This window comes from Bradyrhizobium sp. USDA 3256, from assembly GCF_054058275.1.
Window position 1 is genome coordinate 7,194,221 of record NZ_JBSSAE010000002.1, and the last position, 18,738, is coordinate 7,212,958.

Genomic DNA, 18,738 nt, shown 5'->3' on the forward strand with positions numbered 1-18,738 from the left:
CTTTCGTATGATCAGTTCAAGATGATCACATCGTCGCCGGGCTTGCCGGCATACAGCTTCTCCACCAGTGCGGCGCGGCGTTCGAGGCCGGCACGCTGGTTGATGTAGCCCTTGTCGGTAAGCTCGTTGCCGTCGATCGACGGCGGCTCGACCATCAGCATCGCACGCGCGATGCGCATGCTGCTGCCGGTGGTGGAGGCGTTGTGCGCCTGCAAGCCCTTTCTGAGACAGGCGACCACGTCGGGATGCCGGATCACGTCCTCATAGCTTGCGTCGGCATTGCCGACGAGCTGGCGGCAGGCATGCAGGTTCGGCCAGCACAGCAGGCCGATGAACTCACGATCCTGGCCAGCAACCAGCGCATCGTGCACGACCGGCGTCGCGGCCGCGATCGCATCGGTGCGCAGCGAGCCGACATGGACGAAGGTGCCGGTGGTCAGCTTGAAATCCTCGACCACGCGGCCGGCAAAGATGATGCCCTGCAGCGGGTCTTCGGCGTTCACGAACACGCCGGCATCGCCGATGCAGTAGAAGTCCTCCTCGTCGAACATCTTCGCCGTGAGGTCCGGCTGGCCGAAATAGCCGGGCGTGACGTTGACGCCGCGCAGCCGCAATTCGTATTTCGAGCCGCACGGCACCATCTTCAGCTCGACGCCGGGGAACGGCAGGCCGATCAGGCCGACGCGCTCGGTGTCCCAATAGGTGCCGGTCGAGGTCGGCGCGGTCTCGGTCGAGCCCCAGCCGGTGTAGAATACGATGCGCTCGCCGGTGGTCTTCACCGCCAGCGCCTGCATGCGGTCATAGAGATCGTCGGGCAGCCGGGCGCCGCCATAGGCCATGATCGAGAGGTTCTTGAAGAAGCTCGCGCACAGCGCCTCGTCCTTCTCCATCGCGGCGGCGAGCGCGGCGTAACCGGCCGGCACGTTGGCGTAATAGGTCGGCGACACTTCGCGCAGATTCCTGATGGTCTCCTCGAGCTGGCCCGGCATCGGCCGGCCGTCGTCGATATAGAGCGTGCCGCCGTCGACCAGCACCGGATTGAACGCGGCGTTGCCGCCCATGGTGTGATTCCACGGCATCCAGTCGAGCACCGTCGGGATCGGTCCCTCCGTTTCACGCGGGCGCACCTGCATCATCATCGCCGCGTTGGCGCACATCATCTCCTGGGTGTTGATGACCGCCTTGGGCATGCCGGTCGAGCCCGAGGTGAACAACAGCTTGCCGACGGTCTTGGGCGTGATCTTCGCGATGGAGGCGCCGACCGCAGCCGTCACCGGCGTTGCCGCGAGATCGGCAAAGGCTGTGCTCTTGATCCTCTCGCAGGGACGCAGGACGTGGACGACCGTGATGCCGGTGAGATCGAGCGCTTTGAGCGCTTTCCCGAAGGTCGGGCCGTCCTGCACCATCACGACGGCCGGCTTGATCAGGTTGAACAGGTATTTGAGCTTGAGATGATCCTGGCTCATCAGCGAATAGGCCGGCGACACCGGCGCGGCCGGCAGCCGCGCCTGCATCGCGGCCTGCGTCATCAGCGCGTGCTCGATCGAATTGCCAGAGAGGATCGCGACGGGCCGGCCGTCGCCAACCCCGAGATCGAGCAGGCCTTGCGTCAGCGCATCGACGGTGCGCTTGGCTTCACCATAGGAGACCTTGCGCCATTGCCGGTCGGGACCACCGCGTTGCGCGAGCCAGATCCGCTCCGGCGCCTGCGCCGCCCATTTGGCGAGATAGGCCGGAATATGCGTCTCGTAGGCCTGGAGCGGAATCCGCGACTTCAGGACGACGGTGCCGTCACCGCGCCGCTCGACCGCGATGTCACGTGCGAGCCAATCCACCTTGCGAAAGGCAGGTTTTGTCAGCATCGCCGCGTCTCCATCCATTTTGCGTCTCCCGGAATTCTTGTCCTTTTGAGGATCTGTTCTCAGCGCCTGATATAGACAGGCTTTCGTTTCTCGAGAAAGGCCCTGATGCCCTCCTGGAAATCTTCCGAGCGGCTGCACAGCACCTGATTGCGATCCTCCATCGCAATCACGGCCTCGATCGAGCCGGCATCGACGCTCATGTTGATGCATTCCTTCGAGAGGCGGAGACCGACCGGCGAGGCCGTCATCATCGCCTCGACATAAGGATTGGCCGCAGCATCAAGATCGCCGGCCTCGACCACCTCGGACACCAGACCGACCGCAAGCGCGCGGTCGGCATGGATGAAGCGCCCGGTGAGGATCAATTCGGAAGCAACCGACACGCCGACGAGGCGCGGCAGGAAATAGCTGGTGCCGATATCGCAGCCGCCGAGACCAAGCTTGATGAAGGCGCAGTTCATCCGTGCGTTCTTCGCCGCGATGCGGATGTCGGCCGCGAGCGCCAGCGCGAAGCCGCCGCCGGCGGCCGCGCCCTGCACGAGCGCGATGATCGGCTGCGGAGCGCGCCGCATCAGCATCACGATGTCGGCGATGCGGCGCTGCGAGTCCAGCGACTCCGTCACGCCGGGCGGCTCGGTCTGCCCGCCGCGGCGCGCCATCGCGTGCTTGAGGTCGAGCCCGGCACAGAAATTCGCACCGGCGCCCTTCAGCACCGCGACGCGGGTGTCGCGATTGCGCTGCAGGCCCTGGAAATAGAGGTTGAGCGCGTCGATCAGCGAGGGATCGAGCGCGTTGAGGCTCTCGGGACGATTGAGCGTGACCCAATCAACTCCGTCGTGATGTTCGATCAGCAGCGGCTGAGACACGCGCATGGTCCTCCCGACCGTCGTCCCGGCCAAGCGAAGCGCGAGCCGGGATCCATAACCACAGGCTGTTGTTGTCTTGTGTTGTCTTGCGCGGCGTCTGCCAGGTTTGCCTGTTACAGACGCCGCGGAGTATGGGTCCCTGCTCCAGCGCGCAATTGCGCGCAAGGCCGGGACGACAGTCGAGCTTGTGGCTTAGCGCGGCGCCATGCGGATGGCGCCGTCGAGGCGGATGGTTTCGCCGTTGAGCATCGGGTTCTCGACGATGTGGACCGCGAGGTTGCCGTATTCCGAGGCATCACCGAGGCGGGCCGGATGCGGCACCTGGGCGCCGAGACTCTTGCGCGCTTCCTCGTTGAGACCCATCAGCAACGGCGTCAGGAACAGGCCCGGCGCGATGGTGTTGACGCGGATCTTCAGGCTGGCGAGGTCGCGCGCGGCCGGCAGCGTGAGGCCGACGACGCCGCCCTTCGAGGCCGAATAGGCGATCTGGCCGATCTGGCCTTCATAGGCCGCGACCGACGCGGTGTTGATCGCGACGCCGCGCTCCTCGCCGATCGGGGCTTCGGTCGCCAGCCGCTCGGCGAACAGGCGCAGCACGTTGAAGGTGCCGATCAAATTGACGTTGATGATGCGGACGAACTTGGCCAGCGGATAGACGCCGTCCTTGCCGACGATGCGCTGCGAGCCGCCGATGCCGGCGCAGTTCATCAGAACGCGCGCGATGCCGTGCGCGGCCTCAGCCTTGGCAATCGCCGCCTTGATCGCGTCCTCGTCGGTGACGTCGGCATGCAGCGCAACGCCCTTCACCTCGGCGGCGACCTTCTCCGCATTTTCCTTGTTCTGGTCGATCACGCCGATCTTGGCGCCCTTGGCGGCCATGGCGCGCGCGGTTGCGGCACCAAGGCCGGAGCCACCGCCGGTGATGAGAACGGCAACGTCTTTCAACTGCATGGATACAACCTTTCCTTGGGCGTTTCTTCTCTAGACTTCGAACTTGTTATCCGGCGGCGACTGCCGCCGCTTCCTTATCGGGATTGAGCACGCCGCCGAAGATCAAGGCTTCCATATGCTTGATGTAATCGCGGCAGACCTCATCGGTGACCGGACCGACACCGACCGCGCGCGACATCGCGTGACGGCCGAAGAACAGATGATCGCAGGCGCCGATCAGGCTGGTGTAGAACAGCACCGGATCGATCTTGCGGAATTCGCCGGCCTTGATGCCTTCTGCGAGCAGCCGGCGGTGAAAATCCAACAGCGGCGCGACGAAGAATTTCGACACCTCGTTCGCGGCGGCAGGCGAGCTCTCGTGCAGGAGGTAATGAATCAGCCGGTTCATATAGGGGAACTGGTGATAGGCGCGGATGATGCCGCCGATATGCAGGCGCAGTTTCGCGGACGGCGTGATCGGCTGGCTGATGAGATATTCGAGCTGCGACATCTCGGTGGCGGCGTCGCGCGCCAGCAGCGCCAGCAACAGCCCGTCCTTGTTGCCGAAATGATATTTCACCAGCGCGGCGTTGACGCCCGACTTCTGCGCGATGTCGGACAACGAGACCTCGATCGAGGCGCGCTCGATCATCAGCTCGCTGGCCGCAACCAATAGCTTGTCGGCGGTGGCATTTTTGCCGGCCGGAAGTCTCGTCGGTACGCTGGTATTCAACTGCGCTCTGGTCCCGCTTCAGGTCAGGGTTCGACGGTAAATCGAGGCCGCACATAAGCCCATGGCGGGGCCGCACTCAAGAGTTAATTGATTGATTGACTAAATGCTGAGCCACCCCTTAAATCCGGCCCAACTTTCAGACCGCCCAATCCGGAAACATCAGGGAGATCAGACATGGCCGAGGCATATATCGTCGCCGCCGCTCGCACCGCGGGCGGCCGCAAGGGAGGGCGTCTCGCCGGCTGGCATCCGGCCGATCTGGCTGCGACCGTGCTCGATGCGCTGGTCGAACGATCAGGCGCCGACCCCGCGCAGGTCGAGGACGTGATCATGGGCTGCGTGATGCAGACCGGCGAGCAGTCCACCAACATCGCGCGCAATGCGGTGATGGCCTCGAAGCTGCCGGAGAGCGTGCCGGCCACCTCGATCGACCGCCAATGCGGCTCCTCGCAGCAGGCGCTGCACTTCGCAGCGCAGGCGGTGATGAGCGGCACGATGGACTGCGTGATCGCCGCCGGCGTGGAATCGATGACCCGCGTGCCGATGGGCCTTGCCTCCTCGCTACCCGCCAAGAACGGCTTCGGCCACTACAAGAGCCCGGGCATCGAGGCGAAGTATCCCAACATCGTGTTCAGCCAGTTCACCGGCGCGGAGATGATGGCCGAGAAGTACGGTCTGTCGAAGGATGAGCTCGACGAATACTCCTATAACAGCCATCAGCGAGCGATCGCGGCGACGCAAGCCGGCCACTTCAAGGACGAGATCGTGCCGGTCAAGATCACCCGCGCTGACGGCTCGACCGACACCCATCACATCGACGAAGGCATCCGTTTCGACGCCAGCCTCGAAGGCATCAAGGGCGTCAAGCTGATCGCCGAGAACGGCAAGCTCACCGCGGCGAGCGCCAGCCAGATTTGCGACGGCGCCTCCGGCGTCATGGTCGTCAACGAGAAGGGCCTGAAGGCGCTCGGCGTCAAGCCGATGGCGCGCATCCATCACCTCACCATGATGGGCGGCGACCCCGTGATCATGCTGGAAGCGCCGCTGCCGGCAACCCAGCGCGCGCTGCAGAAGGCCGGCATGAAGATCGACGACATCGACCTGTTCGAGGTCAACGAGGCCTTCGCCTCGGTGCCGACCGCGTGGCTGAAGACCACCGGCGCCGATCCGGCCCGGCTCAACGTCAATGGCGGCGCGATCGCGCTCGGCCATCCGCTCGGCGGCAGCGGCACCAAGCTGATGACGACGTTGCTGCATGCCCTCAAGCAGCGCAACAAGCGCTACGGCCTGCAGACCATGTGCGAAGGCGGCGGCATGGCCAACGTCACGATTGTCGAGCGGCTGTAAGAAGCGCCTGACTCCTAGGAAGCGGTGAGAGGCCGCAAGAACCTCCATACAAAAGGTGTCGTCCCGGCCTTGAGCCGGGACCCATAACCACAGGTGCTTGTGGTTATGCCGGGCTGCGGCCCCAACTCATTCCAACAACACAAAGCGGTGGTTATGGGTCCCGGGTTACGCCGGGACCACGCATCGCCTGAGGCAACACCCGAGGAAACGTCTGTGACCCATCCGTCCATCCACGCGCGCACCCATCCGAACAAGATCGCCTATCAGATGGCGGCGTCCGGCAAGGCCATCACCTATCGCGAGCTCGACGAGCTTTCGAACCAAGGCGCGCATCTGTTCCGCTCGCTCGGCCTGAAGGCCGGCGACCACATCGCCCTGCTGATGGAAAACCGGCTCGCCTTCATGGAGATCTGCTGGGCCGCGCAGCGCTCAGGTCTCTATTACACGGCGATCAGCCGCTATCTGACGGAAGAGGAGATCGCCTACATCATCAAGGACTGCGGCGCGAAGGTGTTCATCACCACGCCGCAATGCGCCGACAAGGTGAAGGGCCTGATCAAGGGCGAGCCCGGCGAACCGCTGTTCTACATGATGGACGAGCCCGCCCCCGGCTTCCGCTCCTATGACAGGGAAGCCGCCGCGCAGCCCACCACGCCGGTCGCCGACGAGGTCGCCGGCTATGACATGCTGTATTCCTCCGGCACCACCGGCCGGCCCAAGGGCATCAAGAAGGAGTTCGAAGGCAACCGGATCGACGTGCCGAACCCGTTCCTGCGGATCCTCACCGCAGACATGTGCGGCATGAACGCCGACAGCATCTATCTGTCGCCGGCGCCGCTCTATCACGCGGCTCCCTTGCGCTTCAACATGATGGCGACCGTGCTCGGGGGCACCTCCGTCATCATGGAGCATTTCGACGCCGAGGAATTTCTGAAGCAGGTCGAGAAGCACAAGGTGACGCAGTCGCAGCTGGTGCCGACCATGTTCGTGCGCATGCTGAAGCTGCCCGACGAGGTGCGGAGCCGCTATAAGGTCTCGTCGCTGAAGGGCGCGATCCACGCCGCGGCGCCCTGCCCGGTCGACGTCAAGGCGAAGATGATCGAATGGTGGGGACCGATCCTGATCGAGTACTACGCCGGCTCCGAAGGCAACGGCGTCACCGTCTCGACCTCGCAGCAATGGCTGACCCATCGCGGCACGGTCGGCCGCGCGGTGGTCGGCAAGGTCAAGATCCTCGACGAGAACGACGAGGAGGCGCCGACCGGCCAGATCGGCCAGGTCTATTTCGCCGACGCGCCGGCGTTCAGCTACCACAACGATCCGGAGAAGACGAAGAAGGCCTACAACGCCAAGGGCTGGTCGACGCTCGGCGATGTCGGCTACCTCGACGAAGAGGGCTTCCTCTATCTCACCGACCGCAAGAGCTACATGATCATCTCCGGCGGCGTGAACATCTACCCGCAGGAGACCGAGGACGTGCTGATCACGCATCCCGCGGTGTCCGACGTCGCGGTGTTCGGCGTGCCGAACGAGGAGATGGGCGAAGAGGTCAAGGCCGTGGTGCAGCCGCACGACATCGCCAGGGCCGGCAAGGAGCTCGAGGCCGAGCTGATCGCCTTCTGCCGGCAGCATCTGTCGCCGATCAAATGCCCCAAGAGCATCGACTTCGAACAAGAGCTGCCGCGCACGCCGACCGGGAAGCTGGTGAAGCGCCATCTGCGCGACCGCTATTGGCCGAAGGCAGCAGCAAAGGCGTGAATCTTCGACCTTCCACCGGAGGTGCCTCTTATCCTCCCCTGGAGGGGGAGGATCGGTTCGCATGAAATGCGAACCGAGGTGGGGTGACAGCCTGTCGGCTCGGCCTCTGCCCGTGTTGAGAGATCACCCCACCCCGCCTCACATCTCGCTGCGCTCGCCGTGAGCCGACCCTCCCCCTCCAGGGGAGGGTGAAGGACGGACGACGCTTCCCCGTCTCCAATTCTGCCGTTATGCAGCACTACAAATCCTCCGCCGGTGCGCACGCGACCGATGCCACGGCACGCAGATGCAGCTGGCCGTGCTTGCCTGATGCCGTGGTGGTCCATTGCGCATCGATCTGCTGAAGATCTTCCGACAGCTTGCCGCGATGGCTGCCGTCGGTTTCGAACGCTCCGTTGCCATCGGGCGAGCGTTCGAAGATCTCGACCTCGAGATCGGACAGCCGGATGAACATCTGCACGCCGATCTTGGTCACGTGGCGGCCGACCTCATATGAACCGCAGCCGCGCGCTTCCGCGTTCTGCTTGTTCAGGGCCTGCACTTTGTCGAAGGTAACGACGACGTTCTGCACCGCGTTGTCGCCGTCCCACAGGAATTCGCCGACATAGGCGCGCGGCAGTTTCTCGGTGAGCTGCTTGATGTCGGCGGCACGCACCGCCGACATCAGCACCAGACTTGCCGCCACGATCATCACGCCGAGACGCGACATCCAGCCGGGCAGCTCTGCAATCCTCGCGTGGCGCATGCGGTATGCATCCCCTGGGCAAAATTGCTATCGTCAATCAATGGCCGCCAGCATACAGCCAAATGCGCTGGTTCTGCGGCGATGCCCAACAGGTGATCTGCACGATGGAAACGCTCCCCGACGTCCCGCTGCCCTCCACCATCCGCTCGCGTTATGTCGACGGGATCAACGGCCTGCGCATGCATGTGCTGGAAGCGGGCTTTGAAACATCCGGCCGGCCCTGTCTGTTGCTGCTGCACGGCTTTCCGGAGCTGGCATTTTCCTGGCGCAAGGTGATGCCGAAGCTCGCCGCTGCCGGCTATCATGTGATCGCGCCAGACCAGCGGGGCTATGGCCGCACCACCGGCTGGAGTGCGGAGTATGACGGCGATCTCGCGTCATTCCGCCTGCCCAATCTGGTGCGCGATGCGCTCGGGCTGGTCGCAGCGTTCGGCTACAAGCACGTCGATGCCGTGATCGGGCACGATTTCGGCTCGTCGGTCGCGGCGTGGTGCGCGCTGATCCGGCCCGACGTGTTCCGCGCGGTCGTGATGATGAGCGCGCCGTTTTCGGGGCCGCCGTCGCTGCCGTTCAACACCGCGAGCGCGCCGGCAAAGCCCGCGAGCGAAGACCCCGTGCATCGCGACCTCGCCGCGCTGCCGCAGCCGCGCAAGCATTACCAATGGTACTATTCGACGCGCCCGGCCAATGACGACATGCATCACGCGCCGCAGGGCGTGCACGATTTCCTGCGCGCCTATTACCACCACAAAAGCGCGGACTGGAAAGACAACAAGCCTTATCCGCTGCAATCCTGGTCGGCGGGCGAATTGGCAAAACTGCCGACCTATTACGTGATGGATCTCGCCAAGGACATGGCCGCCACCGTCGCCGAGGAGATGCCGTCACGCGAGGCGATCGCCGCCAACACATGGCTGCCGGATAGCGAGCTCGCTTATTACAGCGCCGAATATCAGCGGACCGGATTCCAGGGCGGGCTGCAATGGTATCGCTGCGGCACCTCGGGGGCGTTCGTCCCGGAACTACAGACCTGGAGCGACCGCACGATCGACCAGCCGTCCGCCTTCGTTTCCGGCAAGCAGGATTGGGGTACCTATCAACGGCCCGGCGTGTTCGAGGCGATGCAGCGCAAGGCCTGCATCAACATGATCGGCTGCCATCTGGTCGACGGCGCCGGCCATTGGGTGCAGCAGGAACAGCCGGATGAGGTGAGCCGCCTGTTGCTCACATTCCTGCGAGAGGTCGGCGCGCAGCGCTAGACGCCCATTCGGCCGTCGCGTCGCATCCCGTTGATCTCACGCGTGTTCCTCGCCCAATCCGCGCGGCTTGCCGGTGCTGCAGCAGCGAATCCGGGCCGATCCGGATTTGACCGGGTGCCAGCGCAACCCTATAGTTTAGAACTATTCTAATTCTAAACTCCGTGAACAAGGCGTTGCCGTGAAGAACTTTGCCGATCTGACCGAGCGCGAGGTGCTGGCGGTCGCGATCGCCTCCGAGGAGGAGGACAGCCGCATCTACATGACGTTCGCGGAGGATCTCGCCGGGCGCTATCCCGACACCGCCAAGATTTTCGAGGAGATGGCCGAGGAGGAGCGTGGCCATCGCCACCGGCTGCTGGAAACCTACGAGCAGCGCTTCGGGGCGCATCTGCCGCCGATCCGGCGCGAGGACGTCAAAGGCTTCCTGCGCCGCCGCCCGATCTGGCTCACCAAGAACCTGCCGCTCGACACCATCCGCAAGGAAGTCGAGACCATGGAGCTGGAGGCCGAGCGCTTCTATGCCAAAGCCGCCGAGAAGGCCGAGGATGTCGGCGTGCGACGGCTGCTCGGCGATCTCGCCGAGGAGGAGAAGGGCCACGAGAAGCTCGCGGTGAAGCTGACCGGCGAGATCCTCAAGCCGGACGTGCGCGCCGAGGAAGACCGCACGCGGCGGCGGATGTTCGTGCTGCAATATGTGCAGCCGGGTCTCGCCGGATTGATGGACGGCTCGGTCTCGACCCTTGCGCCGCTGTTCGCCGCCGCCTTCGCCACGCATCACAACTGGCAGACCTTCCTGGTCGGGCTTGCCGCCTCGATCGGCGCCGGCATCAGCATGGGCTTCGCCGAGGCGCTGTCCGACGACGGCTCGCTGACCGGCCGCGGCTCGCCCTGGCTGCGCGGCCTGACCTGCGGATTGATGACGACGCTCGGCGGGCTCGGCCACACCATTCCCTATCTGGTACCCGACGCCTGGCCGAACGCATTCTGGATCGCGACCGCGATCGCCGGCATCGTGGTGTTCTTCGAATTGTGGGCGATCGCCTTCATCCGCGCGCGCTACATGGACACGCCGTTCCTGCAGGCGGCGTTCCAGATCGTGCTCGGCGGCGCGATCGTGCTCGCGGTCGGCATACTGATCGGCGCGGCGTAGCAATTCCGATCAAACACGGCGACAACGTCACGGCTACAGCGCTTGCGGGCGGCAGCCAAACTGCCCATCATCGCGCCAACAACAAACCGGGAGCACGCCGTGGCCAAATCGCAATACAGCTTCAAGACCGCCGTCGACCTGTCGAAGGCGCTGCGCAACAAGCAGGTCTCGGCGGTCGAGCTCGCACAGGACGCGATCGGCCGCATCGAGCGCCACGACGGCAAGGTCAACGCGGTCTGTGTGCGCGATTTCGAGCGCGGCCTCGCCGCCGCCCGCGCCGCGGATGCCGCGATCGCGCGCGGCGAGCACAGGCCGCTGCTCGGCATCCCCATGACGGTGAAGGAATCCTTCAACGTCGCGGGATTGCCGACGACCTGGGGCTTCCCGCCGCAAAAGGACTTCGTCCCGACCGAGGACGCGCTGTCGATTCAGCGGGTGAAGGACGCCGGCGGCGTCATCCTCGGCAAGACCAACGTGCCGGTCGGGCTCGCCGACTGGCAGAGCTACAACGAGATCTACGGCACCACCAACAACCCCTACGACCTCGGCCGCACGCCGGGCGGCTCCTCCGGCGGATCGTCGGCGGCGCTCGCCGCCGGCTATGGCGCGCTGTCGCTCGGCTCAGACATCGGCGGCTCGCTGCGCGTCCCGGCGTTTCATTGCGGCATCTATGCGCACAAGCCGACCTTCGCGCTGCTGCCGTCGCGCGGCCACACCGCGCCGCCGGCGCCGCCCATCATCTATGAGCGCGACCTTGCGGTGACCGGCCCGATGGCGCGCGGCGCGGCCGACCTGTCGCTGCTGCTCGACGTGATGGCTGCACCCGATCCGCTCGATGCCGGCAAGGCCTATCGCCTCGACCTGCCGGCGGCGCGCCACGCCGGCCTGAAGGATTTCCGCATCCTCGTCATCGACACCGATCCGGTGTTGCCGACCGACAAGGCGGTGCGCGGCAGGATCGACAAGCTCGCGAGCCATCTCGACAAGGCCGGCGCGAAGATATCGCGTTCGAGCCCGCTGCTACCGGATTTCGCGGCGTCCTCGCGGCTCTATATGCGGATGCTGCTGTCGTTCCTCGCCGCGACCTTCCCGCCGGAGGTCTATGCCGGCGCCTGCGCGGCGGCGGCCGCGCTGCCCGCCGGCGACACCAGCCTGCAGGCCGAGCGGCTGCGCGGCATCGCGCTCAGCCACCGCGACTGGGTGCAGGCGACGGTCGCCCGCTCGCGGTTGCGCGCGCAATGGCGCGAGCTGTTCAACTCGTTCGACGCGGTGATCTGCCCGATCATGCCAACGCCGGCCTATCCGCACGATCATGCGCCCGACCAGGAGCAGAGGCGGATTTTGATCGACGGTGTGCCGCACGTCTACACCGACCAGCTCGCCTGGCCAGGCATCGCGACCCTGCCCGGCCTGCCTTCGACTGCGATCCCGACCGGCTTTGCGCCCGACGGATTGCCGGTCGGCGTGCAGATCGTCGGTCCCTGGCTGGAGGACCGCACGCCGCTCAAGCTCGCCGAGCTGATCGAGCGCGAATTCGGCGGCTTCGTGCCGCCGAAGATGTTCGATGATTGATACTTGCCATCGTCATTGCGAGCGAAGCGAAGCAATCCATATATCCGTCTGCGCGGAGGCGTGGATTGCGTCGTCGCTTCGCTCCTCGCAATGACGAGGGGAAACCGGGAGAAAGCCAATGAGCAATGACCTCGAGGAGCTGACGAAGCTCAACAAGGATTACGTCGATTCAGTTCAGAACTGCGACGTCAAGCGCTTCGATGAGATCCTGGCGCAGGACTTCTACTGCACCAATCCCGACAAGAGCCTGGTCGACCGCGCGGCCTTCCTGAAGCAGACGGCGATCCCGGTGAAGATCAAGGGGCTGAAGGCCGAAGACGTCAAAATCCGCATCCTCGGCGATTTCGCCATCATCCACGCCCAGACCAGCTACACCAACGCGGACGGCGAGCCGGCGCACGGCCGCTATACCGATTGTTGGGCGCGGCAGAACGGAAAATGGCTCGCGGTGTCCGCGCATGTGGCGCGGTGAGCGATTCAGGTGTCGTCCCGGCGCAGGCCGGGACCCATAACCACCGCAGCTTGTGGTGAGTAAAGAAAGTCGTCCACCCACGTGCCCAAAGCAAGGCCGCGGCGTATGGGTCCCGGCCCACGCCGGAACGACACACGCTCAGCTGTCGAACATGATCACGCTGCGCAGCGTCTTGCCGGCTTTCATGTTGGCAAAGCCCTCGTTGATCTCGGAGAGCTTCAGCTTGGCCGAGATCCAGTCTTCCAGATGCAGCTTGCCGCGCATGTAGAAGTCGACGAGGCGCGGCATGTCGACGCGGAAGTGGTTGGAGCCCATCGACGAGCCCTGGATGCGGCGCTCGCGCAGGAAGTCGAAGCCGTGCAGCTCGATCTTCTGGCCGAACGGGATCATGCCGACGATGGTCGCGGTGCCGCCCGCCGCCAGCATGGCAAAGGCCTGCTCGGCGGTATCCTTGCGGCCGAGCACCTCGAAGGAGTGCTGCACGCCGCCGCCGGTGAGCTCGCGCACCTGCTGGACCACGTCGCCGCGGGCCGGATCGACGATATCGGTGGCGCCGAGCTTGGTCGCAAGCTGCAGCTTGGCCGGATTGGTATCGATCGCGATGATGCGGCCGGCGCCGGCGATCTGCGCGCCGTTGATCGCCGCCATGCCGACGCCGCCGCAGCCGATCACAGCCACCGTCTCGCCGGCGGTGACCTTCGCGGTGTTCACCACGGCGCCATAACCGGTGATGACGCCGCAGCCGATCAGCGCGGCGAGATCGAGCGGCATCTCTTTCTTGATCTTCACGATGGCGTTCTCGTGCACCAGCATCTGCTCGGCGAACGACGACAGATTGAGGAACTGGTTGAGCTTCTCCTTCCTGCCCCATGACAGGCGGTTGGAGGCGCCGGGCAGCATCTTCACCGTGGTGTCGGTGCACAGCACGGTGCGGCCGGTGGTGCAATTGTCGCAGGTGCCGCAGAACACCGAGAGGCAGGTGACGACGTGATCGCCGGGCTTCACGTAATTGACGTCGGAGCCGACCTTCTCAACCACGCCCGCCGATTCATGGCCGAGCACCGCCGGCAGCGGGTGCGGATAGAGGCCTTCCATGAAGTGCAGATCGGAATGGCAGAGGCCCGCGACCGCGGTGCGGATCAGGACCTCGCGCGGCCCCGGATTGGGCACGCTGACATCCTCGATCACCAGCGGCTGATTGACTTCATGCAGGACGGCGGCCTTCATCGGGGTCTCCCTTGACGTTTTTGATTGTTTGAAAAGTTCGCTCGCGCAGCAGCCTATGCTGCGTCAAGCAATTCGCCAACCTCGGCCATGCCGACCGCGCGATCGCCGAGCAGGTGCCCGGTCATCCTGCGCTGAACGGTATTTTCCGTTAGCCGGAACGGATCGCCCGGCAGCACGCGGTGATCGACCACCATTCGCGACAGCAACAGCCGGCGCGCATCGCCGCGCATCTCATTGGATGCGCCCGCCCTCCCACGCCAGCGCGACCGCGCTTGCGACATGATAGAGCAGGCTGGTGGCGCGCCGCGCGTCGCCCTCATTGTCGACGCGGCTCGCCACCTCGCGCGCAAACGCGACCGCGCGGTCGCTGAGGTCGCGCAGCCGGTTGCACCAGGCTTGCGGAACATTCGGGCTGTCATCGAGCCGCGCATGCAGATCGGCGGCGAGCGCATTGTCGGCGCCATGGCGACCGACCGCGCGCTTCAGCGCATCGATCGCGACGATGTTGCCGGTGCCCTCCCAGATCGAGCCGAGATGCGCATCGCGCAGCAGCCGCGGCGTGACGAATTCCTCGATGTAGCCGATGCCGCCGCGCATCTCCATCGCATCGCCGCAGACTTTTCGGGCGTCGCGGGTGGCGCGGAATTTCAGCGTCGGCGTCAGGATGCGAAGCAGCGCCGCGGCGTCTTGACTGCCAGCCTCGGCGCGGTCGAGCGCGTCGGCGGTCAGAAAGCTCATCGACAGCGCCTGCTCGGTCGGCAGCATGATCTTCATCAGCTGCCGCCGCGCCAGCGGCAGGTCGATGATGCGCTGGCCGAACACCACGCGGCCGCGCGCCACTGTCATTGCATCGTGCCAAGCGCGGCGCATCAACGCAGTCGACTTCACGCCGTTGGAGAGCCGCGACGAGTTCACCATCTCGGCCATCTGCACGAAGCCGCGGTCGAGCTTGCCGACGGCGTAGGCGATCGCGCCATCGAACTTGATCTCGCCCGAAGCCATCGAGCGGGTGCCGAGCTTGTCCTTCAGCCGCACGATCCGGTAATGGTTCTGCGAGCCGTCGTCGAGGAAACGCGGCATCAGGAACAGGCCGACGCCGCGGGTGCCTGGCCCCGCGCCTTCCGGCCGCGCCAGCAGCATCACCACCTTGGCATCGGCGTTCGAGCAGAACCATTTCTCGCCGTAGAGCCGCCAGTGATCGCCCTCCTGCACGGCGCGCGTGGTCAGCGTGCCGACATCAGAGCCGCCCTCCTTCTCGGTCATGAACTGGCCGCCCTGTGTCAGCTTGCTCATGTCGGTCTGGGTCAGGCCGTCGAGATATTTTGCCTTCAACGCCTCGCTGCCGAAATTCGCCAGCAGCTTGGCGCAACCGTCGGTGACGTTGATCGGGCAGCCCATGCCGAATTCGGTCTGGTTGAATAGGAAGGTGAAGGCGTGCTTGGCGACGACAGGATACTTGTCGGGCCAGCCCATGATGCCCTTGCGGAGCGACAGCGCGTGGATGCCGAACTCGCCGAACGCGGCCTTCTCGATCTCGCGATAGGCCGGATGATATTCGATGTGCTGCACGTCGCGGCCGAACTTGTCGCGCTGATGCAACACCGGCGTATGCCGGTCGGCAAGCCGCGCGCATTCGTCGAGATAGCCTCCGGCCAATCCACCGAGGCGGTCGAGATGCGGCTCGATATGGCGGAACAATGCATCGGGCAGATGCAGCTTCAGAAGGTCGGTCAGCGCCGGATCGGCCCGGTAGAAATTCATTCCCGTCGTATCGGGCGCCAGCAGGCCCGGCTGGCTGGCGGCTGACGTTTTCGGATCCTGCTTGTGCGGCTGCATTGAATTCCCGGCTTCGGTGCTCATTTGTTTGGGCACGACTATCCTCCTCCGGCCGAGCAAAGGAAAGCCCAATGGATATTCCAAAATACAAGATCGCCCTGATCGTCGGCGCCGGCGAGGGCCTCAGCGCCTCGTTGACGCGGCTATTTTCGCGGGAGGGAATTCGCGTGGCACTCGGCGCCCGCAGCATCGAGAAGCTCGGCGCGCTCTGCACCGAAACCGGCGCGCGGGCCTATGCTTGCGACGCCACCAAGGCCGAGGATGTCGAACGGCTGTTCGGCCTTGTCGAGCGCGAGATCGGAACGCCTGATCTCGTGGTCTACAACGCCTCCGGCCGCTCGCGCGGCCCCTTCGTCGAACTCGTCCCTTCAGAGGTCGAGCAGGCGATCGCGGTCTCGGCGTTCGGCGGCTTCCTGGTGGCGCAGGAGGCGGCGAAGCGCATGCTGCCCAACAAGAAGGGCGCAATTCTGTTCACCGGCGCCTCCGCCAGCGTGAAGGGCTATGCGCAATCGGCGCCGTTCGCGATGGGCAAGTTCGCCTTGCGCGGCCTCGCGCAGAGCATGGCGCGCGAACTGTCGCCGCAGGGCATCCATGTCGCGCATTTCGTGATCGACGGTGGCATCCGCAGCGCCGCCCGCACCGAGTCCGCCGACCGGCCGGACTCGATGCTCGATCCCGACGCGATCGCACTGAGCTACTGGAACGTGCTGCAACAACCGCGCAGCGCCTGGACCTGGGAGCTGGAATTGCGGCCCTGGGTTGAGAAGTTTTGAGATGACGGAGATCATGCAAGCAGCGTAGGCTGGACGCAAACCGCCGCCACATTCGTCATTGCGAGGAGCGAAGCGACGAAGCAATCCATTCCACCACTTGCGGCGGCATGGATTGCTTCGCGGAGCCTGTCATCCGGCGGCGCTCCACGCCGACCGGGTGGCTCGTAATGACGGATGAAACTGGGGAAGGAAAACATGTCGAACGAAATCAAGATCGAGACCGGCACCGACGAACTGCTCTGCGTGATCCGCGATCGCGTCGCCGTCATCACGCTCAACCGCCCGGATGCCCGCAACTCGCTGTCGGATACCTTGACGCCGGCGCTGCGCACGATGATCAAGACCTGCGGAGAGAATCCCGAGGTCGGCGTGCTGCTCGTCACCGGCGCCGGCAAGGCGTTCTGCGCCGGCGGAAACGTCAAGGGCATGGGCGCGCATCGCGACAAAAAGAAGCTCGAAATGTCCTATGAGGACAAGGTCGCGGATTTGCAGGAGCGCCAGCGCCTGCTCACCGGCGCGCTCGCCTCGGTGCGCAAGCCGACCATTGCTGCCCTTCCCGGTCCCGCGGTCGGCGCCGGCCTTGCGATCGCGATGGCCTGCGACATCCGGATCGCGGCTCAATCCGCCTTCATCTCGACCGGTTACTTACGCGTGGCGCTGAGCGGCGATTACGGCATGGCCTGGCTGTTGACGCGGCTGGTGGGCACCTCGCGCGCCCGCGAGCTGATGTTCACCTCGGAGAAGGTCGACGCCGCGAGATGCGAGCAGATCGGCCTCGTCAACCGCGTGGTGCCGGACGAGGCGCTGCAGGACGAGGCCTTTGCGCTGGCGAGGTCGATCGCCGAGGGCCCGACCCTCGCGCTGCGCTACATGAAGGACAATCTCGACGAGGCGCTGCAGTTCGACTTCGCCACCGCGCGCGACCACGAGGCCGAGCGGCTGATCCGCCTCACCACGACGGCCGATCACAAGGAAGCGGTGCAGGCCTTCATCGAGAAGCGCAAGCCGGTGTTCCGGGGGAGTTGATCCCCGTTCAGTGTCCCGTCATTGCCGGGCTTGACCCGGCAATCCATCCCAAAGGAATGCCTTTTTGTTTGATGGATGCGCGGGTCAAGCCCGCGCATGACGATCTCGTAGCCCGGATGCAGCGCAGCGAAATCCGGGATCGGTCTTACCGCGGACGCAGTCTCCCCGGATTGCGCTTCGCTTCATCCGGGCTACGCAGGTCCATCCGGGCTACGGGCTGCCGCGCGAAAAATCCACGAACGCCCGCAGCGCGGCCGGCAACTGGCGGCGGCTTGGGTAATAGAGGAAGAACCCGGGATAGGCCGGGCACCAGTCGGCGAGCACGCGCACCAGTTTTCTTTTGGCGATCAGCGCCTCGACCTGCGCCTCGAACACATAGGCGAGCCCTGCCCCGTCGAGCGCCGCGTCGACCATCAGATCCTGGTCGTTCAGCGTGAGCGGCCCCGCGACGTCGATATCGACCTCGATGCCGCCGCGCTCGAACTCCCAGCGATAGATCGCGCCGGAGGTGAAGCGGTAGCGAATGCAGGGCAGGTCTTTCAGGTCGTGCGGCGTCACCGGCGGCTTGTGCGTCTTGAAATAGGCCGGCGAGCCGACCACGGCAAAGCGATGCCGCGGCCCGATCGGCACGGCGATCATGTCGGCAGCAATGGTCTCGCCGAACCGCACGCCGGCATCGAAACCCGCGGCGACCATGTCGATCAACGCGTCGTTGATCATGATCTCGACGCTGATATCAGGAAACGCCTTCAGGAAGCGCGTGACGATCGGCAGCAGCACCAGTTGCGCCGACTGGCGCGCCGCGGTGAAGCGCAGCGTGCCCGCCGGCTTGCCGCGAAAATTGTTGAGGTCCTCCAGCGCATCGTCGATGTCGCGAAACGCCGGACTGATCCGCGCGAACAAAAGCTCCCCGGCCTCGGTCAGCGCCACGCTGCGGGTGGTGCGGTTGACCAGGCGCAGATCGAGCCGCTCCTCGATGTTGCGCAGCGCATGCGACAGCGCCGAGGCGGACACGCCAAGCTCGGTCGCCGCCGCGCGAAAACTCTTGTGGCGGGCGATCGCGAGGAAGGTGGCGAGGTCCGAAGGATCGATCCGCATTGATGAATTTTACTCAGTAGCTTGAAGAATATATAGCTGATTATCTCAATTATGGCGAGCCGCTATCCCTTTGCCCATCAGCCC

At 65.0% G+C, this 18,738-nt stretch carries 15 protein-coding genes and 1 pseudogene; 8 read left to right on the forward strand and 8 right to left on the reverse strand.

Translation table 11 applies throughout. The features are described 5' to 3' along the window. Window positions 1-11: 11 nt before the first annotated feature. From ACVWY5_RS36010 to ACVWY5_RS36025, 4 genes are all read right to left on the reverse strand, one after another. Window positions 12-1,880 carry an AMP-binding protein gene (locus ACVWY5_RS36010; RefSeq protein WP_028336567.1) on the reverse strand — a complete coding sequence of 623 codons (1,869 nt, stop codon included), beginning with the start codon at window positions 1,878-1,880 and terminating at the stop codon, window positions 12-14. A 41-nt stretch (window positions 1,881-1,921) separates the two neighbouring features. Beyond that, the gene (locus ACVWY5_RS36015; RefSeq protein WP_028336568.1) at window positions 1,922-2,728 is read right to left on the reverse strand and encodes an enoyl-CoA hydratase/isomerase family protein; all 807 of its coding nucleotides are present in this window, start codon (window positions 2,726-2,728) and stop codon (window positions 1,922-1,924) included. 192 nt (window positions 2,729-2,920) lie between these two features. Beyond that, complete coding sequence (locus tag ACVWY5_RS36020) at window positions 2,921-3,679, reverse strand: SDR family NAD(P)-dependent oxidoreductase (protein WP_016847447.1); 759 nt, start codon at window positions 3,677-3,679, stop codon at window positions 2,921-2,923. 46 nt (window positions 3,680-3,725) lie between these two features. After that, on the reverse strand, window positions 3,726-4,391 hold the full coding sequence (locus ACVWY5_RS36025) for a TetR family transcriptional regulator (RefSeq protein ID WP_028336569.1): 666 nt from the start codon (window positions 4,389-4,391) through the stop codon (window positions 3,726-3,728). Window positions 4,392-4,565: 174 nt separating this feature from the next. Between ACVWY5_RS36025 and ACVWY5_RS36030 the strand changes: the two genes are divergently transcribed. Together ACVWY5_RS36030 and ACVWY5_RS36035 are read left to right on the forward strand one after the other, a co-directional pair. Continuing rightward, window positions 4,566-5,738 carry an acetyl-CoA C-acetyltransferase gene (locus ACVWY5_RS36030; protein WP_028336570.1) on the forward strand — a complete coding sequence of 391 codons (1,173 nt, stop codon included), beginning with the start codon at window positions 4,566-4,568 and terminating at the stop codon, window positions 5,736-5,738. Between the two features lie 213 nt (window positions 5,739-5,951). Continuing rightward, entirely contained in the window at window positions 5,952-7,496 is a 1,545-nt protein-coding gene (locus ACVWY5_RS36035; RefSeq protein ID WP_028336571.1) for an acyl-CoA synthetase, read from the forward strand. Window positions 7,497-7,734: 238 nt separating this feature from the next. Here the strand turns inward: ACVWY5_RS36035 and ACVWY5_RS36040 are convergent, their stop codons facing one another. After that, the gene (locus tag ACVWY5_RS36040; RefSeq protein WP_028336572.1) at window positions 7,735-8,241 is read right to left on the reverse strand and encodes a hypothetical protein; all 507 of its coding nucleotides are present in this window, start codon (window positions 8,239-8,241) and stop codon (window positions 7,735-7,737) included. A 104-nt stretch (window positions 8,242-8,345) separates the two neighbouring features. On the opposite strand from ACVWY5_RS36040, the gene ACVWY5_RS36045 reads away from it, so the two are divergent. From ACVWY5_RS36045 to ACVWY5_RS36060, 4 genes are all read left to right on the forward strand, one after another. Then, complete coding sequence (locus ACVWY5_RS36045; protein ID WP_028336573.1) at window positions 8,346-9,500, forward strand: alpha/beta fold hydrolase; 1,155 nt, start codon at window positions 8,346-8,348, stop codon at window positions 9,498-9,500. A 178-nt stretch (window positions 9,501-9,678) separates the two neighbouring features. Further along, window positions 9,679-10,650, forward strand: coding sequence for an iron exporter MbfA (gene mbfA / locus ACVWY5_RS36050; protein WP_028336574.1), 972 nt, complete (start codon window positions 9,679-9,681; stop codon window positions 10,648-10,650). Between the two features lie 99 nt (window positions 10,651-10,749). Continuing rightward, window positions 10,750-12,222, forward strand: a complete 1,473-nt coding sequence (locus tag ACVWY5_RS36055; RefSeq protein ID WP_028336575.1) for an amidase — start codon at window positions 10,750-10,752, stop codon at window positions 12,220-12,222. 118 nt (window positions 12,223-12,340) lie between these two features. Further along, on the forward strand, window positions 12,341-12,694 hold the full coding sequence (locus ACVWY5_RS36060; protein ID WP_028336576.1) for a nuclear transport factor 2 family protein: 354 nt from the start codon (window positions 12,341-12,343) through the stop codon (window positions 12,692-12,694). 138 nt (window positions 12,695-12,832) lie between these two features. Here ACVWY5_RS36060 and ACVWY5_RS36065 read toward each other — a convergent pair whose 3' ends face one another. Both ACVWY5_RS36065 and ACVWY5_RS36070 read right to left on the reverse strand, forming a co-directional pair. Next, window positions 12,833-13,921: a Zn-dependent alcohol dehydrogenase gene (locus tag ACVWY5_RS36065; protein ID WP_018269116.1), complete on the reverse strand. Its 1,089-nt coding sequence runs from the start codon at window positions 13,919-13,921 to the stop codon at window positions 12,833-12,835. A gap of 53 nt (window positions 13,922-13,974) precedes the next feature. Then, window positions 13,975-15,757, reverse strand: a pseudogene (locus ACVWY5_RS36070) (acyl-CoA dehydrogenase family protein). Window positions 15,758-15,828: 71 nt separating this feature from the next. Here ACVWY5_RS36070 and ACVWY5_RS36075 point away from each other — a divergent pair. Beyond that, complete coding sequence (locus tag ACVWY5_RS36075) at window positions 15,829-16,530, forward strand: SDR family NAD(P)-dependent oxidoreductase (RefSeq protein ID WP_028336578.1); 702 nt, start codon at window positions 15,829-15,831, stop codon at window positions 16,528-16,530. 195 nt (window positions 16,531-16,725) lie between these two features. Beyond that, window positions 16,726-17,556, forward strand: a complete 831-nt coding sequence (locus tag ACVWY5_RS36080) for an enoyl-CoA hydratase (RefSeq protein WP_028336579.1) — start codon at window positions 16,726-16,728, stop codon at window positions 17,554-17,556. A gap of 210 nt (window positions 17,557-17,766) precedes the next feature. Here ACVWY5_RS36080 and ACVWY5_RS36085 read toward each other — a convergent pair whose 3' ends face one another. Further along, on the reverse strand, window positions 17,767-18,654 hold the full coding sequence (locus ACVWY5_RS36085) for a LysR family transcriptional regulator (protein WP_028336580.1): 888 nt from the start codon (window positions 18,652-18,654) through the stop codon (window positions 17,767-17,769). Window positions 18,655-18,738: the final 84 nt, after the last annotated feature.